General features: G+C 47.9%; 15 protein-coding genes. 12 read left to right on the forward strand and 3 right to left on the reverse strand.

All coding sequences use genetic code 11. From position 1 onward, the window contains the following. Nucleotides 1-27 precede the first annotated feature (27 nt). The 6 genes from AC1S5B_RS07935 to AC1S5B_RS07960 all read left to right on the forward strand — a co-directional run bounded on the left by AC1S5B_RS07935 (nucleotide 28) and on the right by AC1S5B_RS07960 (nucleotide 5854). Nucleotides 28-1491 (forward strand): alpha-amylase family glycosyl hydrolase, encoded by a 1464-nt coding sequence (locus AC1S5B_RS07935; RefSeq protein WP_482035135.1) that lies wholly within the window; start codon nucleotides 28-30, stop codon nucleotides 1489-1491. 29 nt (nucleotides 1492-1520) lie between these two features. Beyond that, nucleotides 1521-2396, forward strand: a complete 876-nt coding sequence (locus tag AC1S5B_RS07940) for an SMP-30/gluconolactonase/LRE family protein (RefSeq protein WP_482035136.1) — start codon at nucleotides 1521-1523, stop codon at nucleotides 2394-2396. 183 nt (nucleotides 2397-2579) lie between these two features. Next, nucleotides 2580-3758 carry a transporter substrate-binding domain-containing protein gene (locus tag AC1S5B_RS07945; protein WP_482035137.1) on the forward strand — a complete coding sequence of 393 codons (1179 nt, stop codon included), beginning with the start codon at nucleotides 2580-2582 and terminating at the stop codon, nucleotides 3756-3758. Between the two features lie 82 nt (nucleotides 3759-3840). Then, entirely contained in the window at nucleotides 3841-4350 is a 510-nt protein-coding gene (locus AC1S5B_RS07950; protein WP_482035138.1) for an META domain-containing protein, read from the forward strand. A gap of 106 nt (nucleotides 4351-4456) precedes the next feature. Then, nucleotides 4457-5347 (forward strand): META domain-containing protein, encoded by an 891-nt coding sequence (locus AC1S5B_RS07955; protein WP_482035139.1) that lies wholly within the window; start codon nucleotides 4457-4459, stop codon nucleotides 5345-5347. 246 nt (nucleotides 5348-5593) lie between these two features. Then, nucleotides 5594-5854 (forward strand): hypothetical protein, encoded by a 261-nt coding sequence (locus AC1S5B_RS07960; RefSeq protein ID WP_482035140.1) that lies wholly within the window; start codon nucleotides 5594-5596, stop codon nucleotides 5852-5854. 1 nt (nucleotide 5855) lies between these two features. On the opposite strand, the gene AC1S5B_RS07965 is transcribed toward AC1S5B_RS07960, so the two are convergent. Then, entirely contained in the window at nucleotides 5856-6935 is a 1080-nt protein-coding gene (locus AC1S5B_RS07965; RefSeq protein WP_482033858.1) for an ISAs1 family transposase, read from the reverse strand. Nucleotides 6936-7082: 147 nt separating this feature from the next. Here AC1S5B_RS07965 and AC1S5B_RS07970 point away from each other — a divergent pair, with 147 nt between their 5' ends. The 3 genes from AC1S5B_RS07970 (at nucleotide 7083) to AC1S5B_RS07980 (ending at nucleotide 9036) form a co-directional block, all read left to right on the forward strand. Beyond that, on the forward strand, nucleotides 7083-7310 hold the full coding sequence (locus tag AC1S5B_RS07970) for a hypothetical protein (protein ID WP_482035141.1): 228 nt from the start codon (nucleotides 7083-7085) through the stop codon (nucleotides 7308-7310). Between the two features lie 138 nt (nucleotides 7311-7448). Further along, the gene (locus AC1S5B_RS07975) at nucleotides 7449-8540 is read left to right on the forward strand and encodes a M14 family metallopeptidase (RefSeq protein WP_482035142.1); all 1092 of its coding nucleotides are present in this window, start codon (nucleotides 7449-7451) and stop codon (nucleotides 8538-8540) included. A gap of 169 nt (nucleotides 8541-8709) precedes the next feature. Continuing rightward, nucleotides 8710-9036, forward strand: a complete 327-nt coding sequence (locus tag AC1S5B_RS07980) for a thylakoid-associated protein (protein ID WP_482035143.1) — start codon at nucleotides 8710-8712, stop codon at nucleotides 9034-9036. 56 nt (nucleotides 9037-9092) lie between these two features. Here the strand turns inward: AC1S5B_RS07980 and phaC are convergent, their stop codons facing one another. Both phaC and phaE read right to left on the reverse strand, forming a co-directional pair. Further along, on the reverse strand, nucleotides 9093-10193 hold the full coding sequence (phaC, locus tag AC1S5B_RS07985) for a class III poly(R)-hydroxyalkanoic acid synthase subunit PhaC (protein WP_482035144.1): 1101 nt from the start codon (nucleotides 10191-10193) through the stop codon (nucleotides 9093-9095). Next, complete coding sequence (phaE, locus tag AC1S5B_RS07990) at nucleotides 10159-10956, reverse strand: class III poly(R)-hydroxyalkanoic acid synthase subunit PhaE (RefSeq protein WP_482035145.1); 798 nt, start codon at nucleotides 10954-10956, stop codon at nucleotides 10159-10161. Before phaE ends, phaC begins: the two co-directional genes overlap by 35 nt. Before the next feature lie 679 nt (nucleotides 10957-11635). Here phaE and AC1S5B_RS07995 point away from each other — a divergent pair. From AC1S5B_RS07995 to AC1S5B_RS08005, 3 genes are all read left to right on the forward strand, one after another. Then, nucleotides 11636-12718, forward strand: coding sequence for a patatin-like phospholipase family protein (locus AC1S5B_RS07995; protein ID WP_482035146.1), 1083 nt, complete (start codon nucleotides 11636-11638; stop codon nucleotides 12716-12718). 66 nt (nucleotides 12719-12784) lie between these two features. After that, nucleotides 12785-13975: a thiolase family protein gene (locus AC1S5B_RS08000; protein ID WP_482035147.1), complete on the forward strand. Its 1191-nt coding sequence runs from the start codon at nucleotides 12785-12787 to the stop codon at nucleotides 13973-13975. After that, the gene (locus AC1S5B_RS08005; protein ID WP_482035148.1) at nucleotides 13902-14738 is read left to right on the forward strand and encodes a beta-ketoacyl-ACP reductase; all 837 of its coding nucleotides are present in this window, start codon (nucleotides 13902-13904) and stop codon (nucleotides 14736-14738) included. Before AC1S5B_RS08000 ends, AC1S5B_RS08005 begins: the two co-directional genes overlap by 74 nt. Nucleotides 14739-14861 lie beyond the last annotated feature (123 nt).

A 14861-nucleotide genomic window follows, 5' to 3' on the forward strand; every position in this document is an offset into this window, starting at 1 on the left:
TACTAACACGATCGCAAGGGTCAGATCATGCCAACTCATCCCACGCTCTATCAAGTCAACACCCGTGTTTGGATACAGTGGCTCTCCACTCAATTGAACCGTCCGGCAACCCTAGATGATATTCCCGACTCAGCCCTAGACGAAATCGCCAGTCTAGGGTTTGATTGGGTCTATTGTTTGGGCGTGTGGCAAACGGGGGCAGCGGGGCGCACCGTTTCTCTATCGAACCGAGAGGACTATCGGCGATCGCTGCCTGACTTAACCGATGAGGATATCTGCGGCTCTTGTTTTGCCATCCAGGATTACAGGGTCAGCGATCGCATGGGTGGCAATGGGGCGATGGAACGCTTGGGCGATCGCTTGCATCAGCGCGGACTCAAACTGATGCTAGATTTTGTGCCCAATCACATGGCTCCTGACCATGGCTGGGTTCACACTCACCCTGATTTCTTTATTCAGGGAACGGAAGCATTGCTGGCAAAAGAACCCCATAACTATTGCCGAGTCTCTCTTTCCACAGGCGAAGCCATCTTTGCCTACGGACGCGATCCTTACTTTCCGGGTTGGTCTGATACCCTACAACTTAACTATGGAAATCCCGCGCTGCAAGCGGCGATGCTGGGCGAGTTGCTCACCATTGCTGAATTATGCGACGGCGTGCGCTGCGATATGGCAATGCTTTTACTGCCAGAGATCTTTCAGGCTGTTTGGGGCATTGCCACTGAACCCTTCTGGCAACCTGCTGTTCAAGCAGTACGACATCAACATCCCGATTTTGTATTCATGGCAGAAGTCTACTGGGATATGGAAGAGGCTCTGCAACACTGCGGATTTGACTATACCTATGACAAGACCCTCTGCGATCGCCTACTCCAACAACACGCCACACCTGTGCGCGAACACTTTTATGCAGACTTAGACTATCAAGCTAAATCCGTTCGCTTCCTGGAAAACCACGACGAATCTCGCGCCGCCGCCGCCTTCCCATTCGATGTGCATTGCGCCGCTGCCATCCTCACCTTTCTCAGCCCCGGTCTGCGCTTTTTCTACCAAGGACAACTCGACGGCTTCAAACATAAAATTTCGGTGCATCTCCAGCGAGGAGCTATCGAATCCATTGATCAACACCTTCACACCTTCTATCGCCAACTACTTGCCTGCTTGCGGCTACCAGCTTTGCGGACAGGCGCTTGGCAATTGCTCAACTGCACCCCCGTTTCGGATAACAACGACACATCGAATAACTTCATTGGCTTCACCTGGGAAGGTGCTGAAAAACAACGGTTGTTGATCATCGTCAACTATGCACCGCATCTGAGCCAGTGTTACATCACCTTGCCCTACAGCGATTTGGCAGACAAAACTTACTTTCTCAAGGATTTAATGAGTTTCACTGTGTACGATCGCCCCGGCGACAGTCTAATTTCAGGTCTGTATTTCGATATGGCGGCATGGGGCTATCACGTATTTGATATCCAGCCATGTGTTTAGCAATCTTTGGAAAATGGGGTAATCGTGTTATGAATCCATCGGTTCAAAATGTACTCGCAGCCCGTGCCCGTTTAGGTGAAGGACCTGTTTGGAATGCGGATATTCAGCAGCTTTTCTGGGTCGATATCCACAACCATCGCGTTCATCAATTTGACCCTACCACCGGGCACGATCGCTACTTCGATGTCGGTGATTTAGTGGGTGCGATCGCCCTCGCTGGCAACGATCGCTTGCTGTTGGCACTGCGCGATCGGCTGGCGTTTCTCAGTACTCAATCCGGCGAAGTAACCACGCTACACCAGATAGAGTTTCCCTACCCAAACACTCGCTTGAATGACGGCAAATGCGATGCTCAAGGACGCTTTTGGATCGGCTCCATCAGTGAAGCATCAGGACAAGCAGAACTCTATCGCTATGACCCAGATGGTTCCCTGCATACCATGGAAACCGGGCTAACTATCTCCAATGGTTTAGGCTGGAGTCCCGATGGCGCAACGTTTTACTTAACCGATTCTGCCCAACGCAAAATCTACGCCTATGACTTTGAAGCAGCCACAGGAAGCATTCGCGATCGCCGAATTTTGATTGACCTGAGCGCTGAAAGTGTCGAACCCGATGGACTGGCGATCGACCAGCAGGGCAATATCTGGTCTGCACTGTGGAATGGCTGGGGGATTACGTGCTTCAACGCCGCCGGACAAGAAATTTCGCGAATCAAACTATCGGTTCAACGCCCAACCTGTGTCACCTTTGGAGGCGCTCATCTGACAGATTTATACATCACCTCGGCATCCGTGGGGCTGAGCCAAAAAGAAATTCAACAGGGCTTCTTTGCCGGAGATTTATTTTGCTTACCCACCCAAGCGATCGGGTTGCCAACCCACCCGTTTTTAGTTAGTGACTAGGCTGTAACCCTTGCTCAGATGGTGCGGAGTTTTGAATTTTGAGTTCTAGGAGCTTAGCATCGGTAGTTTCTAAAACCTCTTCTCTCTTTCCTCTTCCCTGACACCCGACACCCGACACCGACACCGGCACCTGAGAATATGTTTCTACACACAGACCATTCGCCCGTTTCGCTTCGATAGATTGTGAACATAAAGCGTTATCTAATTTCTGGGTTGATCAAACAAAGCGATCGCCCTCAATCGCGTTTAAAAAGATGGCAAGGCATCGCAGTCGCAGCACTCATCCTGCTGTTGTTACTAATTGTACCCCCCGGTCAAACCCAGTCTCCGCCGCCTTCCCCCACCGTCAGCACCGCTCCAGCACTACGAATTGCAACCCGATTAATTAGACCCGATGTTTTTAAAGAAAATGGACAACTCGTTGGGTTTAGCGTGGATATGGGACGCAATGTTTTGGAGCAATTACAGCGAGAAGCAGACCTAAAAATCTACCCAGATGTGCCTGGAATTCTAAATGCGATTCGACTAGGGCAGGCAGATGTAGGCATCGCCGCGATCGCCATCACCAAACGGCGAGAACAGGAGTTTGATTTCTCCTATCCAGTTCTCTCCAGCGAGTTGCAAATTATGGTGCTGCCTAATGATGAACAATCTAGAAACGCTGAACGAGAAGTTTTGCAGAGACTACTTGATCCCAGTCTCGTCCGGTTATTTGGCATTATTGCCCTGTTGATGCTGATTCCGGTGCATATCCTCTGGTATTTTGAACGCAACAATCCGGAATTGATCGATAATCCAGCCTACATCCCCGGCATCTTCCAAGCGCTTTGGTGGACTCTCTTAGCCCTTGTCGGACAAGCAGAAGACATGCCCAAAAAACCGCTGGCACGGGTTGTAGCATTATTTTGGGTCTTTGTTGGCATTATCTTTATCGCCTATTTCACGGCGATCGTTACTGCCGAACTAACAGTTCAAGAATTTAAAAGCAATATTCAAGGATTAAACGATTTACAAGACCGTCCCGTTGCCGTGATTGCAGACTCCGAAGCCATTGATTATTTACAGCGCCAAAACCTTCAACAGGTGATTGAGTTCTCCCAGCCGGAATCCGCTTATGAAGCACTGCTGACTAAAAAAGTGGATGCCGTCATTGCGCCAGGTCCACTCTTGTTTTACTACACGTCCCACCAAGGGCAAGGCAAAGCTCAGATTGTGGGAACACCCTTTCGAGAGCAGTTTTATTCAATCGTCATGCCGAAAAATAGCTCCTACCGTAAACCCATCAATCAGGCAATCTTGACTCTCAAAGAGAACGGTATCTATGGGAAGATTTATCGGAAGTGGTTTGGCGTTAGACCGTAGGTTAATCGAACGGCATCAGTCCTATAAGTTTCTTACTTTTATGAAGTAGCTTGATTGAGGATCTGTCAATTCGGTGTGGGGTATGAACGAGAAACCTTTGTTTCGTCAACAATCAATTCATTATGTAGCAACTTTGATCATTGGATTCGTTGGGGCTGCTGCAACGCCTGTTATGGCACAGTACACCGAACAACCGCTGTCTTTTCAAGTGGCTCAATCGTCTGCCGCGATCGCGGGCAGTTGGCGACTGGCAAGTGTCTCAGAGTCCAGTGCCCCAACCCCAATGGTTCCCCCACAAACCCCCGAACTGACCGCCGACTTTGCTGGAGGACGCATCACTGGATTAGGCGGATGCAACCGCTTCATGGGAAGCTATAAAACTAAGGCAAATCAATTGAGCGTCGATCCCCTTGCCTCTACCCGAAAAGCTTGCGAACAGGCTGTCATGACCCAAGAGTTTAAATACCTAAAGGCGCTACAAGGGGCACAGCGGTATGAGGTGAATAATCAGGAGTTGCAGATCTTTTATAAAACCGCTCAAGAATCGGGAGTTTTACGCTTCACCTCTCAAACCGTCAGAGGCTTGTGGTAAGAGGCATTAGAAACATTTCACTTCTCAAACCGTCAGGAGTTTGTGGTAAGAAACGTTAGAAACATCAATCAGTTTGACCCAAAAAGTAGTAATTTCGGCACATAAAATGAACCCTAAAATTTCGTTCAATCCACTCACTGGCTGCCTAGTCACTCTCATGGTTGGCTCAGTGGGAGTCGCGATCGCCAATCCAGTGACCGCCCAGAACTTCTCTGTAAAAAACTCAATCCTCATCGCCCAATCGAGTGCTGCAATCCAAGGCAATTGGCGCTTGGCAAATATGACCCAACCTGGCTCTCCTATGCCGATGTTGCCCATAACCGAACAAACCGTCGAATTTTCAGCAGGTCGTATTTCGGGTTCAGGCGGATGTAATCGCTTTAATGGAACTTACAGAACCCCTCCGACTCAGGCGAATCAATTGAGCATCGGCACTCTGGCCACCACCTTTATGGCTTGTGAAGAGGCGATTACGACTCAGGAAACTAGATTTCTAACCGCCTTACAAGGGGCACAACGGTATGAAGTCAATCGCGACGGATTGCAAATTACCTATAGAACGCCTCAAGGCACTGCCGTCCTTCGCTTTGTTTCCCAGGCGGCTCCCACGCCAACCCCGACTCCCCCAACCCGACCCAACCCCGGCGCAAGAACGTATCAAAACAGAGGCATTGCATCAGGCTCCATCTTTACCCAAGGGCGGCAGACGAATGCAACCTTGACCAGGACGGGAAATAACTTTACGTTTAGACTGGAAACGCCCAACGCTCTTGCATTAGCAATGGAATATAGGGGCACTACCACTCGAACGCAAAATCTCCGGAATGGTTTTATCTTTACGGGTAGGGTACGGAGCCTTGTCTCTTCCGCTACTCTCAATAATGCATTGCCCGCGATTGGCAGTTGCCGGGTTGAAGTCCTCAACTCGCGGGTCGTCTCAAGCTACTGCGATATGGCTCCTAAGGCAAATACGACTAGATTTCAGGGCGTAAATTAGGTTTAATGCAGCGGTTGTCGTGGATGCGCGATCGCGTCGCTTTTTAGACATTTGATTTGGGTGTGTAGAATCCATACAAAAAGTGATTCTACACACCCAATCAACAGAACCATCAATCAGTTTGACCTAGACAATAGGAATCTCGTTATATCAAATGAACCAGTTCCGGTGTTTTGCGCTTTGTCTCTCAAAATGTTAGAGGATGATGGCAGAAAGCACTGTTGAAATATATAAAGGTTGAACTATATGTCTACTCGTTTCTCCATCGTGGGACTTCTCACCTCACTCATAAGTTTGAATGTCTTAGTTCAAGCTCAACCCGCCGCAACACAGACCAAAACGCCGATTCAAGCTGAAGAGAAAGATGCACCCTTACCATCCTTGCCAGCCAACTGTAGACCCCTACCGCTCGTGGGTGGTGATGGAAGTGCCGTCACAAAAACTGCCTCTGTACCGGGAATGAGAGTGCCGATACCCGGTCCACTCCCTAGTATTGGGCAGGGCTGATTCATTGGCAGAAGGAAAATAGGCGAGGGATATCATGAGCAACCTGTCGAATCGCCTGAGTCAAAGAGTCAAACCCATGCTGCCGGAAGAGATTAAGGGCAAAGGTTCGCACAATTGCCATATTAATCAAAGCGTGACCCTCACACAGTGGAGTCGTATCTTCTTGAAAGACCACATCTTTACACCAGTGGAGGCGATTCTCAATGTGCCAATGCTGCCGGATACGACGGGCAAACTCGGCGGCATCGGTTGCCAGCGAACTGATATAAAACACCGTCTGTGAAACGGGTATGCCTGCTCTTAGTCCGGTGCGTTCGACCCGAATCACTCGTTTAAGAGCGACCCAACTTGGGTCAATGGTGGCACTTGGCTCCAATACACACACACGGCGTTGGGTTGAGCGATTGCGCGTCCGCTCTGAGTCCACGTGACAACTGAGGGGAGACGAGTGTTCAAACTGCTGCTGGATTTGGGCTAATAATTTGGGTTGATTCCCTTTGATGGCAATTAAGTAGTGGTTCTGACTGGCTATAATTTGCTGAACTGTTTTTTTTTTGGCGTGCAGGGCATCAAAACTAAAACACACCCCTTGCAACTGAAGGTGCTCCAACAAGGTTTGTACCGTTACAATTTCACTACTCGTTTTGTTGTGCATGGATTGCACCCCAACGACCAGTCCCAGTCGAGTGCTGACCACCGACACCACACTGACAAAATCTTGATACGCCTGGTCGTAATCTCTCAGACTGACTCGGATGCTCTTGCCGTCAACGGCACAAGCGGCTTGCTCTTCCAGCTCAACCGTTTCCTGTGCCCATTGATTGAAAACCTCGGTTAACGCCTCAAAGTCCACTCGCACCAAAGCGCGGCGAATCGTCGAGTAGCAGGGTAACCGCTCATAGGGCACTTCGAGTACCCCTAACAATTGGGTTTGATGGCGCTCCACAAAGCACGCGATCGCTCGATACCCCACACACCCGCTCATCGTTGCCATCAGTACCAGCAACAAAATCACCCACAATGGATACTGGGGTTGGGTTCGATAGTCTCGTACTTGTTTGAGAGCATCAATCAGGCTCATGGCTAGCTAGGGGTGAAAGAGCATCACCCATTATCATTTTTCTACCACTGATGAACTAGCCCTGCTAGTATTGGGGTACGAAATAATTGGAACACGGATTGGTTTGTTCCGAGCGGTCAAGCTTTCAAAACCTATCGGGTCGTTTTCATGCCTCATAGTGATGCAGAGTACAGTGTCAATATGACATTGAAATATCCGGATGAATCGATTGATCAGTTTTACAGAGAGCGGGGTCGGCGATTTGCTGCGAACAAAGTTGTGGTAGTTAATACTTCTCCTCGAACCGATCTACAACCCTTTCAGGTGAACACCAATATTGGCGGACTTCAATCAGTGGGTGCTAGATATACGGTGGCAGTGGCGGGTTGTCTCTAACGCATAGCCCTTCACCGTTCGACTGAGCGCGACTCGACTGAGCGCTCGTCGAACGTCTCACGTCGAAGCCCTAAAGTCTTCTCTCAGAGCGGGAGAGGGCTTCAATCCGAATGTACTTTTGTTTTGAGGAGACATCTCGTGAACCAATCAATTTCGGCTGAATCCGCTACGGTCTATACGGGCGACACGATTCAGGGTACGTCGGTCATTAGCTATCTCAATATTGATGATCTTGAACCGGGCAAAAAGCACCGCTTTTTCTTCCAGGGTGTGCAGATGGGCAGTGGGCAGCATTGGTATGTGCCGATTGTGGTCGCAAAGGGCGATCGCGAGGGTAAGCGCATTTCATTAACCGCTGGTGTGCATGGTGATGAATTGAGTCCAGTGAACGCCGTGCAGCGAATCATGGCAAATCTCGATCCAACGCAGATGTCGGGGACTGCGATCGCGGTTTACGATCTCTCCCGCCCCGCAAAGGAGTACACCCAGCGCATGTGGCCCACGGCTCAAAGTGGCGGCAGCTTGGTTGACTTAAATCGCGTCTGGCCTGGTGACGAAATGGGCATCAATGCCCCAACTCGTCATGCGGGTATCCTTTGGAATCGATTGTTTAAGCACAATATCGATGTGGCACTCGACTATCACACAGGCGCAACAGGTGGCGATTTCACTATGTTTATCTTTGCCGACCTCCGCAAACCAGAGATTCGGCAGATTGCCGAGTTGTTTCCGATCGAGCAAATCAAAGATGATCCTGGTGAGGACGGTACGCTGGAAATGGCGTTTGTCAAAGCAGATATTCCAGTGATGACGATCGAGATCGGAGGACCACGCAGTTTCGATGCCCGAAAGATTGCGATGACTGTTGAAGGTAGCATGAATGTGTTTAAGCACTATCAAGTGATTGATGGGGCGATCGCTCGCACATCTAAAGAAGCGGGAACCTTTTTTGGTGATACCTTTGAAACCATTCGTTCATCAGCGGGTGGGTATATCGAGTTGTTGGTTGACCTGAAAGACAAAGTAACATCGGGTCAAAAGGTGGCGCTCCAACGAAACTCGTTTGGCGATATCGTGGCTGAGTATAGGACAACCGTAGCGGGTGAAGTGGCGACAATCGCGCGAGATGCCCTCAGCGAACCGGGTTCACGGGTAATGCAGATCTTGTACGACAGCACAGACTCAAAGCAGGTCGCTGGCAGTCACCATGAGCTTGGAGACGACTATTGATATCTCTTTCTGGATATCAGTTTATTAATAGCTTATCGATATCAGTTTGAGATTCGCTATTTGGAGCCTTGTTTTTAGATGAAACGTTTTGTAAGATGTGGGAGATTACGGCGATTGGCTCAAGTAGATTCACTTCAAGAACATACAGAATACTAGAGGTCAGAGTTCAATGACTACTACTACCGAGTTTTTTACAGAGTCTCAAGCACAACTGAATGAATCGCAGAAGAAGTTTACAGACCTCTGGAAGGAGGCTCAAAAAGAGTTAAAAGAGTCGCAGAAAGAGTTGACTGACACTTGGACTGACAGCCTCCCCAAAAAGATAGAGCAGCCCAGCCCTACAGAAACGTTTGAGAAAACTCTCAATTTTCAACGAAAACTGATCGACTCTACCCTGAAAGCCCAACAGGTAACAGCCCGCTTACTAATAGACACCCAGAAACAATTTTGGGATGACTATTTCAAAACGACAGAGAAGATGAAGCCAAAATCATAAAGGCAGCTAGTTGAAGAAATAACTATCTGTTTCACTGCTTTGTGATTTTTCATAACCTATGCCACCCTTGCCTTTAGCCAGTCAGCGATCGCGGGTGGCAAACTTTTTTGGATCTTGCTGCTCACATACATACCGACATGCCCGACTGGAAATGATCGCACCGTATAGTCCTCCGTCCCGACATATTTCTCCAACGCTAAAGTAGAGGCAGGCGTAACTAAGTGATCCTTTTCGGCATACAGATTCAGGACAGGCATAGAGATATTCCCTAAGATGACTGGCTTGTCTCCAATCATCACTTCCCCTTTGATCAGCTTATTTCCCTGATAGAAATCTTTAAGAAACTGTCGATAGGTCTCCCCTGCTTGATCGGGGCTATCAAAGATCCACTTTTCCATCCGTAGAAAGTTCAGTAGCTTGTCTTCGCTATCCATGATTTCTGGAAAATCTAGATATTTTTGAATCCCTAACTGCCAGGGTTTCAGCATCAAAAACTCAATGTTGAGATAATCGCCAGGGATATTGCCCGAAGCATCCACCATCTGATCAATATCTACAGCTTCTGCTCCTAACGTGCAGCCTCCCTGCATATTCAAAAGCGCGTTTGGCAGTTGAAAATCGACCGGGGTAACCATCACAATCAGGTTCTTCACCTTGCCTGGATAAATGGCGCTGTAGCAAAGGCTCGATGTTCCACCCTGACAAATTCCTAGCAGGTTGATTTTATCTAAACCGTGCTTAGTGCAGATGAAATCCACACAGTTATTGATATAGCCATTGATATAATCATCAAGGGTCAGCCAACGGTCTGCACGGGTTGGATAGCCCCAATCAATCAGATAAACATCTAACCCTAACTTGAGTAAATTCGCCACCAGCGATCGCTCTGCCTGAAGATCAACCATGAAGGGACGATTGATCAAAGCATAGACAATCAGGACAGGAATATTTAGTGGCTGCTCCACCATGGGCTGAAAGCGGTATAGAACGATTTTATCCTCGCGATAGACCACTTCTTTCGGGGTCACCCCAATTTCAATGTCTTTCTCCCGCAGCCTGCTCAAATTTTTCATCCCTTTAACCGCTTTTTGAGCGATCGCAGTATACTTTTCAATGGCATCCTCAAACCGCATCGGCATCCTTAGAAACGGCAGCATAGCTTTCTATTTCCTTTTGATCAGTGTTGAATGCAGTTGTCCGACGCTCTTCATGCGTTGAAGCGTCTTCGGTCGCTGGCAGGACTGCTTGCGCTTGGGCACCGTTGGCTAAGGTTTTTTTCAAGCCCTTCATCTCTTTTCGCAGATCATAGATACTTTTGTGAACCTCATCGACTTCGCTGCGAGTCGGCAGATTGAGGCTTTTCATCCATAGTTCCATCAGTTCTTGCTGACGAAGTTTGTAGTGATTGGTAGCATTCAAAAGCCTGCCTCTCACCTTGAGGTTGTCTTCCGAGCAAAATGCCTGCTCAAACACTTTATCGGCAATCTGACTCCACAATTGTTGAAACTGCTGCCAGTCTTCAACTTTCTCGCCCTTTACCGCCAGCACATTCAACTCGCGGATCAGTTCTGCAAAAGATTTCATTTGGATCTCAACCATCACCAACTGATAGTCAGTGTTAGTTGGGTAGAGTTTTGCCCAGGCATCAAATGCCTGGATCAACGTGTAATTAAACTCACGACTGGGACCTAACAGGGGAATCTGCGTCAAATGACCCAAAGTTTTTTCATACATCAAGTCCCAGTAGTGATTGTTGAGCGCAATCCAGGGTTTGCTCGTGCTAATTGCTACCTTACTCAGCGGCTCGATCGCTGCCTCTAACGTTTTACCCCATATCTGATTGACCGTTTGATTCAAGGATTTTTGCCAATCCTCGCTAGGTGCAAATTTCGGAAAAAAATTCTGCCAATCACTTGCCATTTTTTGATCCTCTGCTGAAAATTTTTGAGCGTACTTTAGTCAAAGATATTTGGCTAGAGTCTTGATGGCAGGTCTTTAGTTCCTAAGCCAATCAGTATTCAGTATTACTATAGTCACACTAAATGTTTATAGAAAAGTCGTAAATCATACTGGAGCAGTCAAGGAGAAAATGCATCAAGGTTAACAATAAGGCAATTGATTCAAAGATGGAAAGAAATAAGCAAGAGGCTTTTTAGAAGTTGAATTAAAGTATGGAGAATTGACGCTTAGACTTATGAATTAAAAGAATTGAAAGTCTGTCATGATAGACCTTTAATGTATCGCGAATCACATTAGAAATTCTTTTTTACCACTTGGACTAACAATTTTTATATTATTCGATCTACTTTTTGGTAACGCAGAATACCATTAAGACCCAACTAACAGGCACACTGAACTTTATCCGCAGTAAAAATAGACAATTTGTTTAAAACTTGTTTAGACTTCATATAAGTTTCCTATCTTTATGATTTAGATTGACGTGTAGGTTGTTGGGACAACTTTATAATTTTCTCCCAATCATCATTGCTGCATATTCTGTCAGATCGGATTCAGCAATGAAAATAAAATGCAATTTTTAATGCTTTTGAATTAACTCGGATTCACGTATATTCAGCACTGATTCTGCCAAGGAATTTTCATGAAAACTAAGATTGCGATCGCCTGTCAGGGAGGCGGTAGTCATGCTGCTTTCACCGCTGGGGCACTTCAAGCTCTGTTTGAAAACAACATTCAAGATCAGTATGAGATTGTTAGCCTAAGCGGAACTTCGGGAGGTGCCCTTGGTGCGGCTCTAGTCTGGTATGCCATGAAAAAAGGCGAGAATCCAGTGCGACGATTGCTTGAATTTTGGCAGGACAATACCGCCCAGACCACCCAAGAGCGTTTGTTTAATGATTTCACCATTAAAACCCTGGAATATACCAGCAAAGGCATCTTGCCTCAGTTCAATACCAGCCCTGCATCCCCAAAGCTGAAGCAATGGATGTCTTTTGCAACCAAGGGTTTGCGGAGTCGATTTACTGATTTTCAGGAGTTGCTAGAAACTCATATTGATTTCCAAGAAACCGCTTCTTGGGGAGCGCAACCAGAGTCTCCTGTGCTGATTATGGGTGCGGTTAACATTCTCACCGGCAAACTGTGGATGTTTGACTCCGCTCGTGAACCGATTAAGGTTGAGCATATCCTGGCATCCTGTGCGATCCCCAATGTTTTTCCAGCAGTTGAAATTGGAGACGATGCCTATTGGGATGGGATATTTTCAGATAATCCACCCATCACTGAATTGATCGATGCTGAGTACGTGACTGCTGCAAATATCCCCCAAGAAATCTGGGTGATTAAGCTGAATCCGACTGGCAGAGATGGTATTCCAGTGGCACCGGATGATATCTTGGATCGCCGCAATGAATTGGAAGGAAATGTCTCTTTATTCCAAAGTCTCCAAAGTATTGAGAGGCTCAACGATCTGCTTTTGAGAGGCGCTTATAAAGAGGAGTTTCTTCAGGAAATAGGGGTTCACGAGCCGATCAAAATTCCGAGATCCTTTGTTGATAAACCCGATAAACCTTATTATATCCCCTTCATCGAAATGTCTCCTCACTTACAGAATAACCTCAGCTATGAGAGCAAACTCGATCGCAGCCCGGATACGGTGAATGAGTTGATTGAGGATGGGCAAAAACAGGCAAAGGCGTTTTTAGAAGCAAGGTTGAACTCGTAGCCAGTCGTTCTATCCAATTTGCATCATTAACTTGTACAAACATCACGTATCACGAGGAGTGAGTGTATGCAGGAAGTCTACATCGTCTCAACAGTCCGCACACCCCTCGGTCGTTTTGGAGGAGTCCTTGCCGATATTTCTCCTGTAGATCTAGGCGCGATCGCCATGGGTGCCGCCTTAGAACGAGCCGGAATTTCTGGAGAATTGATCGATCAGTACATTTTTGGCAATGTCTTACGGGCAGGTCATGGACAACTGCTACCCCGTCAAGCGGCACTCAAGGCAGGGATTCCAGAAACCGCCAATGGCTATGCTGTGGATATGGTGTGTTCATCTGGGATGATGAGCGTGATCAATGGGGCAACGGCGATCGCGGCGGGGGAAGTCGATATCGTAATGGCTGGCGGCATGGAGTCGATGTCTCAAGCCGGAATGCTGTTATCTCATCGGATGAGGTGGGGTTGCAAATTACTGATGAATTCATCTGAGCAAATCCTGGATCTGTTGGTGACAGACGGGCTTTCCGATCCTACGACTGCTGAAAAGATGGGGGATCAAGCAGAGCGCTTGGCAGAAGCCTATGGCGTAACCCGCAGTGACTTAGATGAGGTCGCCCTCTATTCTCAAGAGCGGGCAAGCGATGCCACGCAGCAAGGCTTCTTGAATAAGGAAATTGTGCCGATTGAGATCAAGGGCAAGAAGGGCATACAACTGATCGAGAAGGATGAAGGCATTCGGTTTGATACAACAATCGAGAGGTTGGCTGCACTCAAGCCTGCATTCAAACCCGATGGAATATTCACCGCTGGCAATAGCAGTCAGATATCTGATGGAGCCGCTGCTCTAGTGTTGGCAAGTCCTAAAGCCGTGGCGGAACATGGCTTGAAGCCACTGGCTCGGATTATCAAAGGAACTTGGGCAGGTGGAGAAACTTGGCGTTATCCAGAAGTGCCGATCTATGCTGTGAAAAAGCTGCTAGATAAGTTGAACATGCAAATCACTGATTTTGACTTGGTCGAGAACAATGAGGCGTTTGCGCTCAGCAGTGTTTTGTTTAACCGCCTTCTCGGTATTCCTTACGAAAAGCTCAATGTCTATGGTGGGGCGATCGCCTTGGGGCATCCAATTGGGGCATCTGGAGCGCGAATTATAGTCACTCTGCTGAATGCGTTGCAGGAACGGGATGGGCACATGGGATTGGCATCAGTGTGTCACGGCACGGGAGGCGGGACGGCGATCGCGATCGAGCGGCTGTAGTCAAACAGGCATTGATTTTGTTACATACATCTATTACTCTATGAACCTTTTGGGATTGGAAAACAAGGTCGTGTTCGTGACGGGCGGCAATCGAGGAATTGGAGCCGCGATCGTCAATCTATTAAAAGAATTGGGCACTCAAGTCGCCTATACCTATCGCAGCGATCTCACGGTTCATGATGAGACGCTGGCGATTCAAGCCGATGTCACTGATCCAATGGCAATGGCAACAGCCGTAGACATGGTGGAACAGAAGCTAGGAGCGATTTATGGCGTGGTCGCAAATGCTGGAATTACCCGCGATAACTTTTTTCCAAAACTCGCGATCGAGGATTGGGATGCAGTGATCGACACAAATTTGAAAGGCATCTACAACACGCTGAAACCCGTGATTCCTGGGATGTATGAACGGAAATCAGGTGCGATCGTCTGTGTCAGTTCGATTTCGGGTGAGCGGGGCAACATCGGACAAACCAACTATGCTGCATCGAAAGCCGGGGCGATCGGCTTGACTAAATCTCTCGCACTAGAAGGAGCACGGTATGGAGTCCGCGCCAATGCAGTGGCACCGGGGTTTATTGAAACTGAGATGACGGGGGCAATTCCCGATAAAGTCAAGGAAAAAATCATTGCCGAAATTCCCTTCCGCCGCTTCGGTAAGCCGGAAGAAGTGGCTTGGGCAGTGGCGTTTTTGCTATCCCCGATCGCCAGTAGTTTTGTCACTGGCACGGTTCTCTCGGTCAACGGTGGGCATAACACTTAGACATCTTGCAAAAAAGAGCAACCTGCAAATTTCTTGTTGATTTGCAGACATCCGTAGGGGCGCGGCATTCAGGCAACAGGTTGATATCTTCATCAAAGACTGAATGCCGAATGCCACGCCCTT

It is taken from the genome of Leptolyngbya sp. CALU 1928 (assembly GCF_056784215.1).